Source organism: Mesorhizobium sp. WSM3224, from assembly GCF_000427725.1.
Lineage (GTDB): Bacteria > Pseudomonadota > Alphaproteobacteria > Rhizobiales > Rhizobiaceae > Mesorhizobium.
Genome location: NZ_ATYO01000006.1, coordinates 119621 through 138730 on the forward strand (window position 1 = coordinate 119621; position 19110 = coordinate 138730).

At 63.5% G+C, this 19110-nt stretch carries 18 protein-coding genes; 4 read left to right on the plus strand and 14 right to left on the minus strand.

Going from position 1 to position 19110, the window contains the following annotated elements; genetic code table 11:
• Nucleotides 1–56: 56 nt before the first annotated feature.
• Together dctP and YU3_RS36440 are read right to left on the minus strand one after the other, a co-directional pair.
• Nucleotides 57–1043, minus strand: a complete 987-nt coding sequence (gene dctP / locus YU3_RS0112880; RefSeq protein ID WP_027166638.1) for a TRAP transporter substrate-binding protein DctP — start codon at nucleotides 1041–1043, stop codon at nucleotides 57–59.
• Nucleotides 1040–1945, minus strand: coding sequence for a shikimate dehydrogenase (locus tag YU3_RS36440; protein WP_084508057.1), 906 nt, complete (start codon nucleotides 1943–1945; stop codon nucleotides 1040–1042). The genes dctP and YU3_RS36440 overlap by 4 nt, the downstream gene beginning before the upstream one ends.
• 223 nt (nucleotides 1946–2168) lie before the next feature.
• Here YU3_RS36440 and YU3_RS0112890 point away from each other — a divergent pair, with 223 nt between their 5' ends.
• Nucleotides 2169–2879 (plus strand): TetR/AcrR family transcriptional regulator, encoded by a 711-nt coding sequence (locus YU3_RS0112890; RefSeq protein ID WP_027166639.1) that lies wholly within the window; start codon nucleotides 2169–2171, stop codon nucleotides 2877–2879.
• A 338-nt stretch (nucleotides 2880–3217) separates the two neighbouring features.
• On the opposite strand, the gene YU3_RS0112895 is transcribed toward YU3_RS0112890, so the two are convergent.
• The 7 genes from YU3_RS0112895 to YU3_RS36445 all read right to left on the minus strand — a co-directional run bounded on the left by YU3_RS0112895 (nucleotide 3218) and on the right by YU3_RS36445 (nucleotide 11698).
• Nucleotides 3218–4351: a substrate-binding protein gene (locus YU3_RS0112895; RefSeq protein ID WP_027166640.1), complete on the minus strand. Its 1134-nt coding sequence runs from the start codon at nucleotides 4349–4351 to the stop codon at nucleotides 3218–3220.
• Nucleotides 4352–4420: 69 nt separating this feature from the next.
• Complete coding sequence (locus YU3_RS0112900) at nucleotides 4421–4693, minus strand: hypothetical protein (protein ID WP_027024197.1); 273 nt, start codon at nucleotides 4691–4693, stop codon at nucleotides 4421–4423.
• 91 nt (nucleotides 4694–4784) lie between these two features.
• The gene (locus YU3_RS0112905; protein WP_245273497.1) at nucleotides 4785–6329 is read right to left on the minus strand and encodes an HD domain-containing phosphohydrolase; all 1545 of its coding nucleotides are present in this window, start codon (nucleotides 6327–6329) and stop codon (nucleotides 4785–4787) included.
• A gap of 202 nt (nucleotides 6330–6531) precedes the next feature.
• A complete protein-coding gene (locus YU3_RS0112910) occupies nucleotides 6532–9660 on the minus strand; it encodes an efflux RND transporter permease subunit (RefSeq protein ID WP_027166642.1) in 3129 nt (1042 codons plus the stop codon).
• Between the two features lie 9 nt (nucleotides 9661–9669).
• Nucleotides 9670–10128 (minus strand): nuclear transport factor 2 family protein, encoded by a 459-nt coding sequence (locus YU3_RS0112915; RefSeq protein WP_027166643.1) that lies wholly within the window; start codon nucleotides 10126–10128, stop codon nucleotides 9670–9672.
• Between the two features lie 43 nt (nucleotides 10129–10171).
• A complete protein-coding gene (locus tag YU3_RS0112920; protein ID WP_027166644.1) occupies nucleotides 10172–11299 on the minus strand; it encodes an efflux RND transporter periplasmic adaptor subunit in 1128 nt (375 codons plus the stop codon).
• A gap of 36 nt (nucleotides 11300–11335) precedes the next feature.
• Nucleotides 11336–11698 carry a hypothetical protein gene (locus YU3_RS36445; protein WP_051333928.1) on the minus strand — a complete coding sequence of 121 codons (363 nt, stop codon included), beginning with the start codon at nucleotides 11696–11698 and terminating at the stop codon, nucleotides 11336–11338.
• A 212-nt stretch (nucleotides 11699–11910) separates the two neighbouring features.
• Here YU3_RS36445 and YU3_RS0112930 point away from each other — a divergent pair, with 212 nt between their 5' ends.
• From YU3_RS0112930 to YU3_RS0112940, 3 genes are all read left to right on the plus strand, one after another.
• Nucleotides 11911–12489 (plus strand): TetR/AcrR family transcriptional regulator, encoded by a 579-nt coding sequence (locus YU3_RS0112930; RefSeq protein WP_027166645.1) that lies wholly within the window; start codon nucleotides 11911–11913, stop codon nucleotides 12487–12489.
• A gap of 38 nt (nucleotides 12490–12527) precedes the next feature.
• Nucleotides 12528–13799, plus strand: a complete 1272-nt coding sequence (gene fabF, locus YU3_RS0112935) for a beta-ketoacyl-ACP synthase II (RefSeq protein ID WP_027166646.1) — start codon at nucleotides 12528–12530, stop codon at nucleotides 13797–13799.
• Between the two features lie 98 nt (nucleotides 13800–13897).
• Nucleotides 13898–14710, plus strand: coding sequence for an oxidoreductase (locus YU3_RS0112940; RefSeq protein WP_027166647.1), 813 nt, complete (start codon nucleotides 13898–13900; stop codon nucleotides 14708–14710).
• 251 nt (nucleotides 14711–14961) lie between these two features.
• Here the strand turns inward: YU3_RS0112940 and YU3_RS0112945 are convergent, their stop codons facing one another.
• Genes YU3_RS0112945 through YU3_RS0112965 form a run of 5 tightly spaced genes read right to left on the minus strand, consistent with a single transcriptional unit; the run spans nucleotide 14962 to nucleotide 19095 of the window.
• A complete protein-coding gene (locus tag YU3_RS0112945; protein WP_027166648.1) occupies nucleotides 14962–15267 on the minus strand; it encodes a hypothetical protein in 306 nt (101 codons plus the stop codon).
• A gap of 22 nt (nucleotides 15268–15289) precedes the next feature.
• Nucleotides 15290–16312, minus strand: coding sequence for a Gfo/Idh/MocA family oxidoreductase (locus tag YU3_RS0112950; RefSeq protein WP_027166649.1), 1023 nt, complete (start codon nucleotides 16310–16312; stop codon nucleotides 15290–15292).
• A 37-nt stretch (nucleotides 16313–16349) separates the two neighbouring features.
• The gene (locus tag YU3_RS0112955; RefSeq protein WP_156913459.1) at nucleotides 16350–17150 is read right to left on the minus strand and encodes a TIM barrel protein; all 801 of its coding nucleotides are present in this window, start codon (nucleotides 17148–17150) and stop codon (nucleotides 16350–16352) included.
• Between the two features lie 20 nt (nucleotides 17151–17170).
• The gene (locus tag YU3_RS0112960) at nucleotides 17171–17971 is read right to left on the minus strand and encodes an ATP-binding cassette domain-containing protein (protein WP_027166651.1); all 801 of its coding nucleotides are present in this window, start codon (nucleotides 17969–17971) and stop codon (nucleotides 17171–17173) included.
• A 2-nt stretch (nucleotides 17972–17973) separates the two neighbouring features.
• The gene (locus tag YU3_RS0112965; protein ID WP_036258383.1) at nucleotides 17974–19095 is read right to left on the minus strand and encodes an ABC transporter permease; all 1122 of its coding nucleotides are present in this window, start codon (nucleotides 19093–19095) and stop codon (nucleotides 17974–17976) included.
• Nucleotides 19096–19110 lie beyond the last annotated feature (15 nt).

Here is a 19110-nt window from a genome sequence, read left to right on the forward strand (position 1 = left end):
TGAACGGTGCACCAAGTGGCTGCGGCGAGCTCGTCTTTGCTCGCCCGGCCGAACCATCAGAGCGCGTTTATCTTCTCGACCATGCCCGCCGGCCACTCCTTCGCCAGGTCGGAGGCCAGGTACTGCTCCTGCACATGCTTGCGGAAGGCAGCCACGTCGGGTTCATAGACCTTCAGCCCTTTGCCCTTGAAGAACCCGACGAGCTCCTTCTCGTGGGTCAGGTGCTTTTCGGTCGAGAATTCGATGGCCGCATCGGCCGCCGCCTGGAACCTTGCCTGCTTGTCGGCGCCCATCTCGTCCCACACCTTCTTCGAAACGGCGAGGAGATCGAAGCCGACGAGGTGTGAGGTGAGCACGATCTGGGACATCACCTCGTAGAACTTCATGTTCTCGACGTTCGGCAGTGGATTGTCCTGGCCGTCGATCGCACCCGTCTGCAGACCGGTATAGACCTCCGCATAGGCCATCGGAGTCGGATTGGCGCCGAGCGCGGAGCCGAGGAACTGCCATGCATCGCCGCCGGGCATCCGCAGCTTGATGCCAGCCAGGTCGGCGGGCGTCCTGATCTGCTTATCGGGCTTAAGGCCCACCTGGCGCACGCCGAAATAGGTCGGGCCGAGCACCTTTATGCCAAGCTGGTCCTCGGTCATCTTCTTCAGCTCTGCGCCCATTTCGCTAGTGAAGAATTTCCGCATGTGGGCGGCGTCGCGGAAGAGATAGCCGGCGGTGACGATCGACCATGCCGGAATCTGCTTGGAGACGTCCTGCGGTGCGATATTGCCCATTTCCAGGTTGCCGCGCTGGATGGCGACCAGTTCCGTTCCCTGCTTGAAGAGATTGCCGCCGTAGTAGCCTTCGAAGGTGAAGTCGTCTTTGATGGCGTCGGCGAATTTCTTCATCATCTCGGCGCGGATATCCTGCTCCGAGAACACGGCCGAGAACCGCAGCTTGGGCTTCTCCTGGGCAAAGGCCGGAAACGCCGTGGCGGTCGCCACGAGACCGGCGCCGACGAGAAATTCTCGGCGAGTTGTTTTCAACATCATGTCTTCCTCCCTGTTTCATTCGGTTGGGCCTGTCGGGCTCGGTCGCCCGCCCGTTCGGGAACGGGCGTGTCGCCAAAAGCGGCGAAGGCCGCCCTCATACGATCGACATCCGGCTGAATGCCGGTGAAAAGCTCGAAGGCTCGCGCCGCCTGGTGGACGGCCATGCCCTCACCGTCGAGCGTGCGGCAGCCGCGCTGCCGCGCTGCCGCGAGCAGTTCGGTCTCCAGCGGGAAATAGATGATGTCGGCGACCCAGCATTCGGGCCTCAGCAACGCCGGATCGAGCGGGATGCCCGGTAGCTTGGCCATTCCGACCGGCGTCGCGTTGACGATTCCGTCGGCTCGCGCCGCAGCCGCGGCGACGTCGGAAACGGCGGTCACCCGGTCCGGTCCGAAAAGCGATCCGAGCCGCGCGGCGAGCGCCGTTGCCTTTGCATGCGCGATGTCGCGGACGAGCAGCTGTTTGGCGCCGAGCTCGAGCAGAGCATGGGCCACGGCCGCGCCCGCCCCGCCGGCTCCGAGCAGCAGGACGCTGTCGCGCGGCGCCCCCGCCATGCCGCGCCCGAAACTTTCCGTGAACCCCCACAAATCGGTGTTGTGGCCGACCCGGCGGCCGCCCCGCAGCACGACGGTATTGACCGAGCCCAGTGCCTCCGCTGCTTCCGACAATTCGTCGAGCAGCGGAATGATCTCCTGCTTGTAGGGAAAAGTGACGTTCAGCCCGTCGAAGCCGAGATGCCCGGCGAAAGCAAGGATGTCCTCCAGCCGCAGCGTGCCCTCGCCCATGCGGTCGGCGTCGAGCAGCCGGTATATGTAGGCGATACCCTGCGCCCTGCCCTCCGTCTGATGCATGGCCGGCGTGCGCGACAGCTGGATGCCGCGCCCGACCAGGCCCACCAGCACGCACCGCTGATCGGGAGCAACTACTCCTTCATCCGCCGTCGCGCGAGCAGCAAACGATGTCAATGCGACCTCCCGGACTTGCCACGTAATCGGCAAGCTCCTCCCGGCATCCGCGCACACTTTGTACTGTCTGGTTAATTTCGTCAACCACTTTGTACAAACCGGTTAATTTGCTAAAGACCCATTCGGATGTAACCGTTCGGACCGGAGGCGGCAGCCGATCATGGACGACAAACCGGCGAATGGACGCAGCGGCGGTTGGAAACAGGACCCCGCTGGCGTGCGCAAGAATATCCTTGCCGTGGCGATGGCGGAATTTGCCGCGAACGGCCTCTCGGGGGCACGCATCGACGAGATCGCAGCCAAGACGAGCACCTCGAAGCGCATGATCTACTACTATTTCGGCGACAAGGAGGGGCTGTACAGGCGGGTCTTGGAAGAAGCCTATCGCGAGGTCCGTGCCGGCGAACAGGAACTGGAGCTCGACCACGTGCCGCCAGTCGAGGCTTTGAAGCTGCTCGCGGAGTTCACCTTCGACCACCACAGCCGCCACCCGGACTTCATCCGGCTCGTCATGATCGAGAACATCCACCACGGGGCTTATCTGGAGAGATCCGAACTGATCCGACCGCTGAATGCCGGCGCCGTACAGAAACTGGAGACGATCTGCCGGCGCGGCCGCGAGGTTGGTGTGTTTCGCGAGGACGTAACGCCGCTTCAATTACACTGGCACATCAGCGCAATGAGCTTCTTCAATGTCTCGAACCGAACCAGCTTTTCGCACATCTTCGGCACGGACCTTTTCAGCGCCGGCGGGCAGGAGGCACTCAAGAAACAAATGGTGGAAATGGTAGTTGGCCTCGCGCTGAAGCCGCACAGACGCTCACGCGGCTCTGCTGAAAGCCGCCGCCACTTTCGTGGCGACACGAAATAGCTGACGCCGGGCGTTCCGCCGGCTATCGCTTTCGAAATTGTCCGCTTTGCTGCAACAAGCGGACATTGAACAGGCTCAAGTTCTCTGCCTGTCGGCGACTTCGCATCCGGCGCAGCAGATAGAGCAATTCCAGGAAAAGTGTGAGCGGTTTTCCGTCCGGAATTGCGTAAGAACAAGGAGATAGAGCGGTTCGCCGTTTCCGTGAAACGGTGAAACGCTCTAGCGCTCGTGGCCAACAGCTGGCGCAGAACGGGAACAGCTACAGTCGACACGGTCGGATGGCGGGGGCAAGCATCCGCTCGCCCCCACCTGCAAGGACAGTGATCGACATCGCTGGCTCAGTCCGCGCCGTTGAGCTGCAGTTCGCCGGCAAGCATCCGTTCGTTGGGATCGATCGGACCCAGGTTCTCAACGACCCGGAACCGGCCGCGTTGTGCCTGGGCGATGTACATGGTCATGCGGACATGGTGCTGGCCGGGGACCATCTCGGCCGGCCCGCCCGGCCCCTCGCTGATCCGGGCGTGATCGAGCGCCCGGATGACCGCGTCGCGCTCGACTGTCCCGGCCTCGTTCACCGCCGCTTCCCACATTTTGACCGCCCGGTAGTGGCCGGTGCAGCCGCTGCCCGCGGTCAACATGGCGCTGCCGGGGAAGCGGTCCTGGTAGCGACGCAAGAGCGCGCGGCCAAACGGATCGTCCAGTTCCTGATAGTAGTCGAGACAGCTGTAGAGCCCCTCGATCTGTTCGGACGGCACGAGATTGAAGAAGTTCTCGTCGAAATACGTGCAGATGATCTTGCCGCCCCGCTTGCCGAAACCGGCCCTGTGGAGTTCGTGGAGGAATGGCGTCAGGCCGGGCGGGACGAGAGTGTTGAACACGACGTCGGCGCCGCTCGCCATGATTTGCTGCACCGTGCGCCGGAAATCGACGGTGTCGAGCGGAAAATATTCCTCTCCGACGATCTCGCCGCCATTGGCGCGCACCACCCGGCTCGCCGCCTTGTTCAGCAAATGAGGCCAGATGTAGTCGGCCGACGGCAGGTAGAACTTCTTCGCGCCGGTACTCTTCATGAACCATGGGATCAGCGGCTCGACCTGCTGCGCGGGCACCGGGCCCGTGCAGAAGATCAGCGGGTCGTTTTCCTGTCCCTCGTACTGCTCGGTGTAGATATAGAGCGTCCTGCCGCGTGCGACTGCCTCGCTCTTGATGGCCTGGCGGGTCGAGCTGTAGATGCCGCCGACGACCAGGTCGACTTTGTCGACGTCTATCAGCTTCGCAGTCCTTGCCTTGGCGACGCTGTCGGTGGTCTCGCCATCCTCGATGACGACCTGCACCGGCCGGCCAAGCAGGCCGCCGCTGGCGTTGATATCGTCAACGAGCATTGTCGTGAGGTTCGCGTTGGCAATGCCCATGAAGGACAACGGGCCGGTGAGTTCGGCGATAAGGCCGATCTTGATGGGTTTCGGATCCATCTGATTTCTCCGATTCTGGGGTTCGTCGGGCGCGCCACCGCCGACGGCAGGCGGCGCGCGGCGTGGACGTCAGGCCTCGTAGTGCCCGAGCAGCAGTGCAGCTTGCGGCTTGCCGACATGGCCGGCTTCCTGCAGGATCGCGGGCACCTCCGGATCCGATACGAAATTCTTCCAGCCCTCGGCGTCCCAGTCGAAGATCGCCCAGACGCGGTCGGGCTCGCTCGGGTCACGGAACACGGTTGCGCCGTTCGAGCCGTGCAGCCGGCGCTTGTCGGCGCCCTTGGTTGAAAAGATACGGATGAAGTGGTCGACGTCCGCCACCTTGGTCGTTGCGAGAAGCATTTGATTATCCTCCTGTCGGTCGCGGCCACAATTGGCTCGTCGACAGGATCACGATGCGCGCCCAGCAGCGGCCGCACATGGGGTGTATTCCCTATCCCTGCGTCTCGCCCGGGCGGACAAGGCCGTGCTCGACCGCATAGAGCGCTGCGGCGGCGCGGGTGGTCACACCGACCTTGGCATAGACGCTCTGGATGTGGTGGTCCGCGGTCTTGGGCGAAATATCCAGCTTGCGCGCCGCTTCCTTCGCCGTAAGGCCGGCGGCGATCAGGCGCAGCACCTCGATCTCGCGCGGCGTCATTCCTGCCAGCGACCGGGGCGGCGCCCGGCGCGACGGCTGCCCGGCAAAGGACAGCACCGCCTCGGCGGCGTCAGGACAGATACAGCCCTCGCGAACGGCAGCGCGCAACTGCGTTGCCGCCGTCTCGCTGGACAGCGCCCGGCGGTGAGGGCGTTCCTCTCGCGACGTCTGGAAGGCTTCGGCAGCGGCCAGGATCCTCGCCGCCGGGGACAGGTCGGAGCCGTGGACCTTGCGGTGATAGCCCGAGCCGTCCAGACGTTCGTGATGGCGCAGGACGAGCGCGGCCATCGCCTCGCCCTCGCGACCGAACGAGGTCAGTGCCCGCTCGCCGTAATAGGCGTGCAGCTGCGCCGCGTCGCGCTCGCGCACCGACAGCGGGCCGTTGCGCATCCAGGTCGCCACCGGCACCACGAGCTCACCGATGTCGTGGATGCAGCCCGACCAGCGCAGCGCACGGAGGTCGGCGACGGGCAACCCCATCCGGCCGCCCGCTCCCTCGGCCAGTTCCGCCACCATGCGCGAATGGCCGTAGGTAAACGGCATACGCATGTCGATCATGTCGGCGATGGCGAGGAACGCTTCGTCGCAGGCTGCCTCGTCAAGCGTCACCGGTGGATCGGGCTCGAGCGCCAGGATCGTCTCGCGGTCGACCGTCGTACCGATGCCCTGCATAAGCTCCGACGCGTTCGCCGAGACGAGCTGGGCCAGGTCCGCTTCGTATGGGCCATCGCCGCGGCTGGCGACGGTTTCGGCCATCGCGTCGATGCCGACGGCATCGCTGAGCGCAATCACATCCTGCGCCAATGTAATCAGGCGCACGGCGGGCAGAACATCCTCACCACTCAGCCCACGCGGCAGACCTTTGCCGTCCCACCGTTCATAGATCTGTCCAAGATTACGCCGGATCTCGTCGGACAGGCCGAGCCGCTCGCCGATCCGCTGCGCTACTTCGCAATGCGCTGTGAGCACCGGGCGGGCCACCGCAATCGCCTGCGACATCGCGGCCTCGATCGCCCTGGCCTGCGCGTCGGGCCCAAGATCGTAGTAGAACCGCTTGAAGGCCTGGACGAAGACCCTGCCCAGTTCCGCACGGTTGCCCATGTCGAGTCCGACGAGGTCCTGGCGGAGCGCGATTTCGTCGCCGAAGGTGGCCGACAGAAGATCCGTGTCGGCGTTGCAACCGACATAGCGGAGCATCGACTGGTGATAGGCGTTGCGCCGATCCTGCTCGGAAACTCCGGCAAGATCGGCGATCCGCATCGCAAGCACGCAGGACTTCAGCGCAAAGTCGCGAGAATGGCCCGTGGCAAGGTCCGACGCATAGGCAAGGACCATCATGAAGTCCGCCCGCCGGATCGAGACGTTTGTCATCGCCCACCTCCCAGTGAGCATGTTAGCCCTGCGCGCCGTCAATACCTAGGGCAATTACAGGAAACGGTGAACAGCGCAGGGGAAACGATTGCACGTGAGGTCAGCTTCCTGCCGCCGTTTCGAACAGGATTCTGCGGCGGGAACGCAAGCCGCCTCCACGACAGCGCCCCTACTCGGCGGCCATTGCTAGCTGCAGTTCGGGTTCCTCCGTCGAAACCTCCTGGGTATCGTCCGCGATTGGGATATCGTCAGCAGTCGGCTTGATCCGGAACCAGGCGGCATAGAGCGCGGGAAGGAAGAGCAGGATCAGCACCGTGCCGACCGCGGTGCCGCCGATCAGCGTATAGGCCATCGATCCCCAGAAGACTGAGTGTGTGAGGGGGATGAAGGCCAGCACGGCGGCAAGTGCCGTCAGGATCACGGGCCTGGTGCGTTGCACCGTGGCTTCGATGACGGCGTGATAGCCGTCAAGGCCGGCAGCACGGTTCTCCTTGATCTGTTCGGTCAGGATCAGCGTGTTGCGCATCAGGATGCCGGCCAGTCCTATCAGGCCCAGAATGGCGTTGAATCCGAAGGGCTGGTTGAAGGTGAGCAGCATCGGCACGACGCCGACAAGGCCGAGCGGTGCCGTCAGCATGACCAGAGACATCGTCGAGAAGGATCGCACCTGCAGCATGATGACGATCAGCATGGCGGCGATCATGGCCGGGAAGACCTTGCCCAACGCGGTGTTGGCCTTTTCAGCCTCCTCGATCGATCCGCCCAATTCGATGCGATAGCCGGCCGGAAGGGATGCGATCAGCGGCTGAAGGGCCTTCATGATCTGCTTGGAAACCTCCGGAGGCTGGGTCGCCTCGTTGATATCCGAGCGGATCGTGATGACAGGCGTGCGGTCGCGGCGCTTCAGGATCGGCTCTTCCAGATGGATTTCCGAATGGCCGATCTGGTCGAGCGGAATCGAGCGGCCGTCGCGGCTCATCAGCGAGAAATCCGCCAGGCGCGCCGGATCCAGCCGCTCGACGCCGGCGCTGCGCGCCACGATGGGGACATTGCGGATGTCCTCGCGCACCTGCGTGACGGGGATGCCGGTGAGCAGGAACTGCAGTTGCTGGCCCACCTCCGCCGGTGACAGGCCGATGAGGTTCAGTCGATCCTGATCCGGGACGAAGCGAAGCACGGGCGTGCGGTCGCCCCAGTCGCGGTTAGCCTGCCGCACGTCGGGGACGCCCCGCATGATGTCGAGGGCCTTCTCAGAAATGCCGTAGAGTTGTGCAGGATCGGCTCCCATGACCCGGAACTCGACCGGGAACGGCGTGTAGGGGCCGAATACGAGCTGCGTGACGCGGACACGAGCTTCGGGTGCAAGCCCCTGCGCCACCGCCCCCCGGAGCCGGTGCTTCAACGCCTCGCGCGCCTCGGCGTTCGGGGTCAGCACGACAATCTTGGCGAAGGCGGGATCGGGCAGTTCCGGCGCCATCGCGAAGAAGAAACGCGGGGCGCCCTGACCGACATAGCTGGTGACGATCCTGGCCTCGGGCTGGCCGTCCAGCCAATGCTCGAGCTTCTCGACCGTGGCGGTCGTCGTCTCGATGCCGGTGCCTTCCGGCAGGCGAACCTCGACAAGCACTTCCGGGCGGTCCGACGTCGGGAAGAACTGCTGCTTGAGGGAGCCCATGCCGACGACGGAAAGCCCGAAGGCGATGCCGACGATACCGCAGGTGACGAACTTGTGGCGCACGGCAAAGGTGATGAGCCGCCGCAGGCGCCGATAATTCGGTGTGTCGTAGATGGCGTGGTGACCGCCTTCGACCGGTTTGATCGCGGGCAGCATCTTGACGCCGAGATAGGGCGTGAAGACCACCGCGACGATCCAGGAGACGATGAGCGCGAACCCCACGACCCAGAAGATGTTGCCGGCATACTCGCCGGCCGTGGAGCGCGCAAAGCCCACCGGCAGGAAGCCGGCGATCGTCACCAGTGTTCCGGACAGCATCGGCGCCGCGGTGTGGCTCCAGGCATAGGCGGCCGCCTTGATGCGGTCCATGCCCTCTTCCATTTTCACCACCATCACTTCGATGGCGATGATGGCGTCGTCCACCAGAAGACCAAGCGCCAGGATGAGGGCGCCGAGCGTGATGCGATCGAAGAACCGACCGGTCTCCAGCATGATGAGGAACACGACGGCGAGCGTCAGGGGAACGGCCGCCGCCACGACGATGCCGACGCGCCAGCCCATGCTGAGCAGGCTGATCAGCAGCACGACGCCGAGCGCCATCGCGAACTTCAACATGAACTCGTCGACCGCCGAGGTGATGTTGACGGCCTGGTCGGACACCTTGTCGAGCGTCATCCCGAGCGGCAGCGTCTTTGCGATGGCCGCCGTCCTGTCCTCCAGCGCCTTGCCGAGCGCCCGACCATCCCAGCCCTCCTGCATAACGGCCGCGAGCATGATGGTAGGCTCGCCCTGGCGCCGGATGAGGTAAGTGGGAGGATCTTCATAGCCGCGGCGGACCTCGGCGACGTCGGAGAGCTTCAGCGTCCGCCCGGCAGCGACAATCGGCGTGTCGGCGATCGCCTGAACGCTGTCATAAGCGCCGTCGACCCGGATGAAGACGCGCGGCCCCTTTGTGTCGATCGAGCCCGCCGGCGTGACGGTGTTCTGCCGCTGCAAGGCGGCGACGATGTCCCGTGCCGACACGCCCAGCGTTGCCAGCTTGGCGTAGGAGAACTCGACGAATATCTGTTCGGGGCGTTCACCAAGGATGTTGATCTTCTTGACGCCGGGAACATGCAGGAGGTCCTGGCGGATCGTCTCGGCCTGCCTCGCCAGCTCACGCATCGGCATGCCCTTGGCCTTCAGCGCGTAGAGCGCGAAGCTCACATCCGAATATTCGTCGTTGACGAACGGGCCGAAGACGCCTGACGGTAGGTTGCGGGCTTCATCTCCGAGCTTCTTGCGGGCCTGGTAGAACTCTTCCTGCACGACGGATGGCGGCGTGCTGTCCTTCAGCGTGAGCGTCATATACGCGTAGCCCGGCCGCGTGGTCGTCTCCACCCGGTCGTACCAAGTCAGTTCCTGAAGCCGCTTCTCCAACGGTTCGGCAACAAGGTCCTGCATCTCGCGCGCAGTCGCGCCCGGCCACGCCGTCGTGACCGTCAGGGTCTTGATAGTGAAATTGGGGTCCTCGGCTCGCCCGAGCATGAGGAAGGCGTAGGCGCCGGCGGCCACCAGCAGGAGGATGAAGAACAGGGTGACGGCGCGTTCGCGGACGGCGATCGCGGAAAGATTGAGGTTCATCGGTTTCCACTAGCTCACAATTTGTTCGGCGACGGCCTCTTCGAGGCCAGCTGCCGCTTGGACGGCAAGACCGCGGGCAGCCGCTTGTGAATCGTAAAATTCCTCGAGTGCGTAGACCCTGCCCCACCGCAGGGTGAACACGTGGAGGCCCCGGTTGACGTACGACGCGTCGCCGTTGAGCAGCGTTGCGGTGCCGTCCCACTGGGCAAACACTTTGGTATGCCACGGCCAGCCCTTCACCCAGATGTGGTTGACCGTGAGACGGAGAGTAGGCAGCACACGGCCGAGGCGCTCGAACCAGCGGCGCAGAGCTTCTTTGTCGTGGCGCGCGCCACCAAGCGCGTGGGCTCCGGAAACCCGGTGATGGACATGCGGCGCGACTGCTTTCACCGCCGCATCCCAGCGATGGTTGTTGACGTGCTCGAAGGTCTTTCGGATCTCTTTCTTGACAATGTAGCTGTAGATCATTGGACTTCTCCAACGGCGAACGCGGAAGCATTGAGGTTCATCGTCAGTTGCTCCCGCTTGCGGATGCAGTCCTGACGCGGGCGCCCTCCTGCAGGAGATGGGCGCCGAGCGACACGATCCGATCACTGGAGTTCAGTCCGCTGACCACAGCGATTTCGCTGGTTACCCGAACAAGCTGGACAGGCTGGAAGTGCACGGTCGAGGCGGCGCCGTCCAGGACCCAAACGCCGGTCCTCTCGCCGTCGTCGAGCAGTGCTCCCAGCGGCACCTGGACTTCCGGCTGGCTCGCCTTGCTTGCAAGCCGAATCGTCACCGTCGCGCCAAGCGGCGCCGCCGCGGCCTCGCCGTCGAGCACATAGCGGGCCTCGTAGGTGCGGGTCTGGGCATCGGCGGAGTCCGACAGCTGCCGCAGATGTGCCGTGTAGCGCCGCCCATCGCCACCATACACGCTGGCCTCGGCCGCCGAGCCGATCGCCGGCCGGATCGTCTCGGGGAGCGTGACCACCGCTTCGCGGGGGCCGGCCTTGGCGATCCGGACCACCGGCTGGCCGGCAGGGACGACCTGCCCCGGCTCACCGAGCGTTTCAACCACCGTTCCATCGGCGTCCGCCACCAGAACTGTGTAGGTCGCCTCATTTTCTGCGACCGTCGCGTCGGCCTCGGCGGCGGCGAGCTGGGCCGCGGCGGTATCCAGCGCGGCCTTCGCCTGTTCGTACCGCTGCCGGGGGACCCATCCATCTTTGAGCAGATTGGCGTATCGCCGTTCATCCGGTTCTGTCTGAGCAACGATCGCACGCGCGGCAATAACCGCGTTGCGCTTTCCGGTGAGCGCGAGGCGAAGGTCGGTGTCGTCGATCCGCATCAGCGGCTGACCGGCCTTGACCTTCTGGCCGACATCCACCAGCCGCTCCACGATTTTGCCCGGTACGCGAAAGCCGAGATTGCTCTGCACCCTCGCCCCGACGATGCCGGTGAAGCCGCGTTCTGATCCAGTCACCGGCGCCGCCGCCGCCAGCCTGACGATAGGCGGTTCCTGCCGCGGGTCGCTCACGGCGGAAGCCTCCTGAGCGGGATTGGCAAATGTGACGAATGCCATCGCCCCCGACACCGCGATCGCCCCTGATGCCGTGATCAGAACCGCGCCCAGCATAATAACCGGTCTCCTTTTCATGCTCATCGCCTCTCCTGCTGCGGCCTGCACGGCCGGTCAGTTCATGGTCATCGGCTCTCGCGTGGGAACGTCGTTCCCGGACGATACCGTCACCTTCCCGCCGGATCTCGAGAACGCGTAGGGCGAGCCCTGATGGCCTGGCATGGAAAACGCCACCGAGTCCCCGTTGGCGAGGCCCATCACGACGCGGAGCGGATCGCCCCCAGCCTTCGGCGCGAAAGTGGCGGTGACCTCCAGGAGGTTGCCGTCGACCGGGACGTAGTAGGCCACCATGTCGAGGCTGCCCTCGTGCAGGCTGCCGCCTTCGATCTGGCGTTCGATGGTGGCTTCTTCGGCAAGCGCCGGCGTCGCGACAGACAGTGCGACTAGAAGCGATGCGCTCAGGGTTCTGCGGGTCATCTTCGTATCTCCTCTTGTTAGATTGTGATTGAACTCTATACCATTTAGATTTCATACGCAATCTAAAAAAGAAGGAACATATTCGGCCTGCGGCAGACCGCCACCCCCACTCGCGTGGCGAGCCGCCTATCCCGCATCTCCTCTTGATAGATTGCGTTCGGCCTCTAACTGAGATATAGATTTTGTACGCAATCTAAATATGGAGACCGATGATGCGCGTAAGTCGCGTTCAAGCTGAGCAGAACCGGCAAACCGTGATCGATGTGGCCAGCCGGCTTTTTCGGGAGCACGGCTTCGACGGCATCGGCCTCAAGGATCTGATGAAGGGTGCCGGGCTGACCCAGGGCGCCTTCTACAAACAGTTCGCATCGAAAGAGGATTTGGCGGCGCAGGCGTCCAGGCGGGCGATGGAGAGCGCTGCCCTTCGATGGGCGGAGGCAACTGCGTCGAACCCTGACGATCCGTTTGGTGCAGTGATCGAGTTCTACCTCAGTACGGACCATCGCGAAGAAAGGATGGACGGGTGCCCGGTTGTGGCGCTCGGCTCGGATGCCGCCAGGCAGGGCAGCGACGTCAAAGCGTCGTTCGAAGCGGGGATCAAGGAGTATCTCGAAGTCATCGGCCGTTTGATTGGCGAGACTGACGGCGAGGAGCCCAATAGCAAGACCATGGCCGTTCTCTCGACGATGGTCGGTGCGCTGATGTTGTCGCGCATCGTCAACGACCCCGACCTCGCTCAGGCATTTCTGGATGCGGCGACCGATCAGGTTCGCGACGCCGTCGCCACTTGAACGGCGCGGGCCGGCAACTCGGTTTGATAGGAGCATGGATGCGACGGATTGTTGTCACGGGCATGGGCGCGGTCACACCCCTTGCCGCAGATGTCGAGACCTCGTGGTCGCGTCTCCTGGCCGGTGGCTCGGGCATTCGCAGGCTTCCAGACGAAATGGTGGAAAGTCTGCCGGCGAAAGTCGGCGGTGTGGTTCCTACCTTGGAAGAAGACCCCGAAGCCGGCTTCGATCCGAATGCTTTCCTCGCTCCGAAGGACCAGCGCAAAGTGGATCGCTTCATTCTGCTCGCGCTGGCGGCGGCGGAAGAGGCGCTTGCCCAGGCGAGATGGAAGCCGGCTTCGGAAAACGATAGGGTTCGCACCGCGACGATCATCGCTTCAGGTATCGGAGGGTTCCCCGCGATAACCGAGGCGGTTCGGACAGTCGACCAGCGCGGCGTCCGGCGTCTTTCGCCGTTCACGGTGCCGTCTTTCCTGGTGAACCTGGCGGCGGGCCACGTCTCGATCCGCTACGGCTTCAAGGGCCACATCGGCGCACCGGTAACGGCATGCGCCGCCGGCATCCAGGCGATCGGCGACGCGGCTCGCATCATCCGCGCCGACGAAGCCGACATCGCCGTGTGCGGCGGCACCGAAGCCTGCATGAATGTCGTCAGTCTGGGCGGCTTTGCGGCGGCACGCTCGCTTTCGACCTCCTTCAATCACCGTCCCGACCAGGCCTCGCGGCCGTTCGACATATCGCGGGACGGTTTCGTCATGGGTGAAGGCGCTGGCCTGCTGGTCATCGAGGAATTGAGCCATGCGCTGGCGCGCGGCGCCAAACCGCTCGCCGAGATCGTCGGCTACGGCACCACGGCGGATGCGCATCACGTCACTTCCGGCCCCGAGGACGGCGATGGCGCGCGCCGCGCCATGGAGATCGCGATTGCCCAAGCCGGCATTTCACCGCGTGACATCCGCCATCTCAATGCGCACGCGACCTCCACGCCGGTGGGCGACCTTGGAGAAATCGAAGCGATCAAGAGGCTCTTCGGCACGGATTTCTCCATAGCCGTCAGCGGAACGAAATCGGCGACCGGACACCTGCTCGGGGCCGCCGGCGGCCTTGGCGCCATCTTCGCGATCCTGGCGCTCAGGGACCAGATAGCACCGCCGACCCTCAATTTAAGCGCCCCTGATCCGGCTGGTGACGGAATAGACTTCGTCGCAAACGAGCCCCGGCCAATGGAGATGGAGTACGCGATGTCCAATGGCTTCGGCTTTGGCGGCGTGAATGCCAGCGCCTTGTTCAGGCGATGGACCACCCAGTGAACCGACGCGAGGGCCTAGAGGGGCTGAGGTCTGATGCCATCGCTGCGACCTTTCATGCTTCTCCACGCCGATCCAACGCAAAGAAGGAAACGACTTCCATGAACAAGACCAATCCTGGCGTAGCCCTGGTGACCGGAGCATCTTCCGGCATCGGGCGCGCGACGGCCATAGCGTTGCAGGGCGCGGGTTTTCGCGTATTCGGAACCAGTCGCCGAGCCACCGAAAGCTCAGACGGCATTACCATGATTGCATGTGACGTGACCGATGACGCGTCCGTGGCGAAAATGGTCGATGAAGTCCTGACCGAGGCCGGGCGCATCGACCTGCTTGTCAACAATGCCGGCATGGGCCTGTTCGGCGGCGCGGAGGAGTCCTCGATCGCCCAGGCCCAGGCGCTGTTCGACGTCAACGTCTTCGGCGTTTTCCGCGTGACCAACGCGGTGTTGCCGGCGATGCGGCGCCAGGGTAAAGGCAGAATCGTTAATTTGAGCTCGGTGCAGGGGTTCATTCCCGCTCCCTATTTCGCGCTTTACGCATCGACCAAACATGCCGTCGAGGGCTATTCCGAATCGCTCGACCACGAGTTGCGCCCGTTCGGCATTCGCGTTTCGTTGGTCGAGCCGGCCTATACCCGCACGTCGTTCGAAGACAATCTCGCCAAGCCGGACCAGTTGCTGGATATCTATGACGCCGCGCGCGCCGGCATGACCATAGCCGTGCGGAAGGCGATGGAAAAAGGCGATGCCCCCGAAATTATAGCCAACACCGTTTTGGCGGCTGCGACCGACCCCAGCCCGAAGAGGCGCTATGCGGCGGGAAAAATGGCGCGCCAGGTCAGTCTCCTGCGCCGTTTCGTCCCCGCCTCCGCATTCGACAAGAGCCTGCGAAAGCAGCTCGGGCTGCCGGTCTAAGGCGGGCGCTCTTCGACATTCGCGAAGGGAAATCCAATGAAAATCGGAATTGACGATGAAGTGCTGAAATCGGCGCTACGGTCAGCCGACCGCTCGCGCGCCCGAGAATCGCGACGCTCTCCTTAGGGAATTCATGGCGGGCGGCGGCAAGGTGACGCACGACGAAATCGTCGCTCGCAACCAGGCGGTGATTGCGTGATCACCGAAGCCTGAAAATTGCTGAAAGCAAAGTGATCGACGCAGTCGCTGTGCTACGGATCTGCCCGTCTGGCATCCATTTCGTGACGCCGGCGTAGTTCCTCGCGAAAAACACATCTTGCCTCTTTCAGGCTCCGGTTGCCGAGAAGCCTTGCGAATCTGGCGACAGTTGTTTTCGAGACGCCGGTGCTGGCGGCGATCTTGTCCGCACTGTCGAAAGCCAGAAGTTCGGGACGCGCAAAGGCGGCGGCGGCGAGTTTTTCGACTTGCGGCGGGAAAACGAGCTCGCGACAAGCAATCCATCTTCTCAAGTCCGCAAAGGTCGCCGACCGATTGGCGCCGTGATCTGAAGCCGACATGTCCCGACCTTCGCGCAATCCATCAGATTTCGTTCATGGACACGGTGCGCCGCTCTTCCACCGATTTGATGCATGCGAGAGCGATCGCAAGGGCCGTGCGCGCGTCCTGACCGGTTGGCCCATTGACCACGCCACTGCGAACCGAGCCCACGAAGGAGGCAAGCTGCGCGGTGTAGCCATGCACGAAATGATCGGTGTCCCGCCGCCACGTGTCGCTCGAGACGCCGTTCCTGTCGAAGAGGGTCATGCTTGAGCGGCGCACGTCGCCCATGGTGATCATACCACCCGACCCAAACACTTCGCCTCGGATGTCATAGCCGTACATGGCCGAGAAGTTGGCTTCGGCCACGGCGATCGAGCCATTGTCGAAGCGGATTGTGACGACGGCCGTGTCGTGGAAGCCCTTGTCCTTGGCATCGGGCCGCACGAGCGCATCGGCGATGGCGGTGACCTCGACCGGTCGGGCTGCGGGGTTGAGCCAGACAAGCGTGTCGAAGTCGTGGATCAACGTCTCGTAGAAGATCGTCCACCGCGGCGTCTTTTGAGGACTGCCACCATAGGGGCCGGGATCGCGCGTCAGCGACCGGATCAACTGAGGCGTTCCCACCTTGCCCGCATCGATCGCGGCTCGTCCTTCAGCGAAAGCCTGGTCCCAACGGCGATTGAAGCCAACCTGCAGTGGCACCTGCGCCCTGGACGCAGCGGCGATCACGCGATCTGCCTCCTCGAGCGTCAGCGCCATAGGTTTCTCGCAGAAGACGCCCTTGCCGGCCTCGGCCGCCTGAACGGCAAGGCTGGCATGGAAGCGCGCCGGCGAAGCAATGATGACGGCTTCGACCGCCGGCTCGCCGAGCACCGCCGAGACGTCGGTCGCGGCAGATGGCACGCCTAGCTTCGTGGCAAGTGCCTGTGCGGCGCCTTCGTCCGGATCGGCAATCGCGACCAGATTTGCGTCGACAAGCCGGCGCGCAACGGATTCCGCGTGAAAGGAACCGATGCGGCCCGCGCCTATCAGGGCGACATTCACAGGGCGTTGGGTAGGCATTTGATGCTCCGAATTCAATCGATGAGAAAATGGTGGCCTAGAGGGTGAAAGCCTGGCGGAAGCGGCTGAGTGCGAGCGCGTCGTCGCCCGACGGCCAGGCTTCCATGCCGATGACGCCGCGATAGCCCATCTGTTCGAGGGCGCGGGCGATGGCTGGATAATTGATTTCTCCGGTACCCGGCTCGGTGCGGCCGGGAACATCGGCCACCTGGATCTCGCCGATGTGGGGAAGCGCAAGGCGGCAGAGCTCGATCAGATTCCCTTCGCCGATCTGCGCATGGTAGAGATCGAGGTTGAGTTTGAGCGACGGCCGATTGACCGACGAGACGAGTGCGATCGTGTCGGCCGCCTTGGCGAACGGTGTTTTCGGGTGGTCGACAGTTTCGTTGAGGTTTTCGAGCACGAAGGTCACGCCTTCCCGCTCACCGAGGTCGGCTATGCGGTCAAGCGTGTCGCGCGCCTTGAGCCACATCGTACCGGTCACGACTTCCGACTTGACGACCGGCAGGCCCTGCCCGTCGAGCCCGGTACCGTGAAGGTTGAGCCTCGGGCAGTTCAGCTCTTTCGCGACCGGTATGGACAGTTTCGCCGTCCTGATCAGCTCGTCCGCGCCCGCCTCATCGGCGAGCGTCCCCGTGACATATCCGGTCATCGAGGAAAACGCGGCGCCGGACTTGGCCAGCGCCGCAATGTCGTGCTTCGTCCAGTCCCAGATTTCGGCGACAAAGCCGAGTTCGGTGATCCGCCTGAGGCGGTCGAGCACGGGAAGCGAGCGGAACACCATTTCCACGCAAACCGCCAAGGTAAAGGGTCCCGCGGTTTCAGGGGCCGTCATCATCATCAGTATCCTGGTTCGAGTTAGATCGTTCCACCGAGTTCGTCGGACAGGGTCTGCAGTTCCTTGCCGCCGGCCATCATGTTTTGCAGTTCATCGATGCTGATCTCCCCCTTGGCGCAGGTGCCAAGCGTCTTGCCGCGGTTGAGCACGGTGAAACGGCTGCCGACGGCATAGGCGTGGCGCACATTGTGGGTGATGAAGATCACGCCGAGGCCCTTCTGCTGAACCTGATGAATGTATTTCAGCACCATAGATGTCTGGGCGACGCCTAGCGCCGAAGTCGGTTCATCAAGGATCAGGACCTTCGCCCCGAAGTAGACAGCGCGCGCAATGGCCACGCATTGCCGCTCGCCGCCCGAGAGCGTGCCGACCGCCTGATTGGGATCGCGGATGTCGATGCCGATTTTGCGCATCTCCTCATGCGTCACAGTATGGCAGTGTTTGAAGTCGATGTGACGGAATGGCGGGATGCCCTTGAGCGGCTCGCGGCCCATGAAAAAATTGCGGGTGATCGACATCAGCGGGATCATCGCCAGATCCTGATAGACCGTGGCAATGCCGGCATCGAGCGCGTCACGCGGGCTGTTGAACGTGACGGGTTTGCCGTCGACAAGGAAGTCGCCGCTGGTCGGACGGACCACCCCCGAAAGCGTCTTGATGAGCGTCGACTTGCCTGCACCATTGTCGCCGAGCAGACACAGCACCTCGCCTTGCGACACCTTCATCGAAACGCCCGACAACGCGATGACGGAACCATAATGCTTGACCACATTGTTGACCTCGATGACGGGGGTCGACATCGCTGTTTTGCTGTCAGCCATGATCAGCGCTCCCCTGTCACCTTGCGGCGGATGAAGTTGTTGAAGAGGACGGCCAGAAGCAGCATCGATCCTAGAAACACCTGGAACCAGTCGGAGTCGAACTGGGTATATGTCAGGCCGATGGAGACAAGGCCGAAGATGATGGCGCCGAAGAACGCGCCGATCGCGGAGCCATAGCCGCCAGTCAGCAGGCTGCCACCGATGACGGCGGCGATAATCGCCTCGAACTCCTTCTGGAAACCGCGGCGCGCGTCCGTCGAGCCCGCATCCAGCACGGTGATGATGGCAACGAGCGCGGCTGCGCATGCCGTCAGGGCGAAAAGTCCCGTCTTCACGCGGTCAACGGGGACGCCGGAATTTCTCGCCGCGACCGGATCACCGCCGGCTGCGAAGATCCAGTTGCCGACGCGTGTGCGCAGCAGCATCCAGGTGGCTGCCCCGGTAATTCCGACGAACCAGAGAACGGAGACCGGCACACCCGCCACCTTGGGCACGCCATTGTCGAATTTCTCGATGAGATCGTGCTCGGCCAGCCAGTTGAACAGGGGCTGGAAAGCGACGCCCGAGAACACCTGCCTCAGCAATCCGTCGCCGACGACATCCTCTATCCCGCGAAGCTGCGTCGAGCCGCCGGTCGCCCATTTGAGGCCGACCAGGGTCAAGCCACGCAGGATGAACAGGAAAGCAAGCGTCACGATGAACGAAGGCAGCCGCGTCCTGATGACGATCTGTCCGTTGACCGCGCCCATGACGGCTGCAAGCATCAGCGTGAAGACGATGGAGATCCAAAGCGGCTGACCGAAATTGGTCAGCAGCGCGCCGAAGATCAGGCCGGTGAAGGCCACCATCGAGCCGATTGAAAGATCAAACTCGCCGCCGATCATCAAAAGCGAGGCAGCGATGGCGAGGATCCCCAGTTGCGACGCCGGCGCCAGGATGGTCATCAAACCGGAAAGCGAAAACATCGAGGGGTCGGCGGCGAAGAAGAAGAACACCACCACCAGGACAAGCCCGGCAACAGCGCCGAGTTCGGGCCGGCGCATCATATGCGTGAGAAAACCAACTTGCCTGATCCGCTCGTCGGGTTTTGCGGCAACGGTCGTCTGTTGTTCGATTTGAGCCATGATTCCTCCCTCCCA

Coding starts and splice junctions, on each gene's coding strand:
- YU3_RS0112920 (WP_027166644.1), bottom strand. CDS start 11,299: ATGAAAAGGAGACCGGTTATTATGCTGGGCGCGGTTCTGATCACGGCA.
- YU3_RS0112960 (WP_027166651.1), bottom strand. CDS start 17,971: ATGGCTGACAGCAAAACAGCGATGTCGACCCCCGTCATCGAGGTCAAC.
- YU3_RS0112910 (WP_027166642.1), bottom strand. CDS start 9,660: ATGAACCTCAATCTTTCCGCGATCGCCGTCCGCGAACGCGCCGTCACC.
- YU3_RS0112915 (WP_027166643.1), bottom strand. CDS start 10,128: ATGATCTACAGCTACATTGTCAAGAAAGAGATCCGAAAGACCTTCGAG.
- YU3_RS0112940 (WP_027166647.1), top strand. CDS start 13,898: ATGAACAAGACCAATCCTGGCGTAGCCCTGGTGACCGGAGCATCTTCC.
- YU3_RS0112930 (WP_027166645.1), top strand. CDS start 11,911: ATGCGCGTAAGTCGCGTTCAAGCTGAGCAGAACCGGCAAACCGTGATC.
- YU3_RS0112905 (WP_245273497.1), bottom strand. CDS start 6,329: ATGATGGTCCTTGCCTATGCGTCGGACCTTGCCACGGGCCATTCTCGC.
- YU3_RS0112945 (WP_027166648.1), bottom strand. CDS start 15,267: ATGTCGGCTTCAGATCACGGCGCCAATCGGTCGGCGACCTTTGCGGAC.
- YU3_RS0112900 (WP_027024197.1), bottom strand. CDS start 4,693: ATGCTTCTCGCAACGACCAAGGTGGCGGACGTCGACCACTTCATCCGT.
- YU3_RS0112955 (WP_156913459.1), bottom strand. CDS start 17,150: ATGATGACGGCCCCTGAAACCGCGGGACCCTTTACCTTGGCGGTTTGC.
- fabF (WP_027166646.1), top strand. CDS start 12,528: ATGCGACGGATTGTTGTCACGGGCATGGGCGCGGTCACACCCCTTGCC.
- dctP (WP_027166638.1), bottom strand. CDS start 1,043: ATGATGTTGAAAACAACTCGCCGAGAATTTCTCGTCGGCGCCGGTCTC.
- YU3_RS0112890 (WP_027166639.1), top strand. CDS start 2,169: ATGGACGACAAACCGGCGAATGGACGCAGCGGCGGTTGGAAACAGGAC.
- YU3_RS36445 (WP_051333928.1), bottom strand. CDS start 11,698: ATGACCCGCAGAACCCTGAGCGCATCGCTTCTAGTCGCACTGTCTGTC.
- YU3_RS0112895 (WP_027166640.1), bottom strand. CDS start 4,351: ATGGATCCGAAACCCATCAAGATCGGCCTTATCGCCGAACTCACCGGC.
- YU3_RS0112965 (WP_036258383.1), bottom strand. CDS start 19,095: ATGGCTCAAATCGAACAACAGACGACCGTTGCCGCAAAACCCGACGAG.
- YU3_RS0112950 (WP_027166649.1), bottom strand. CDS start 16,312: ATGCCTACCCAACGCCCTGTGAATGTCGCCCTGATAGGCGCGGGCCGC.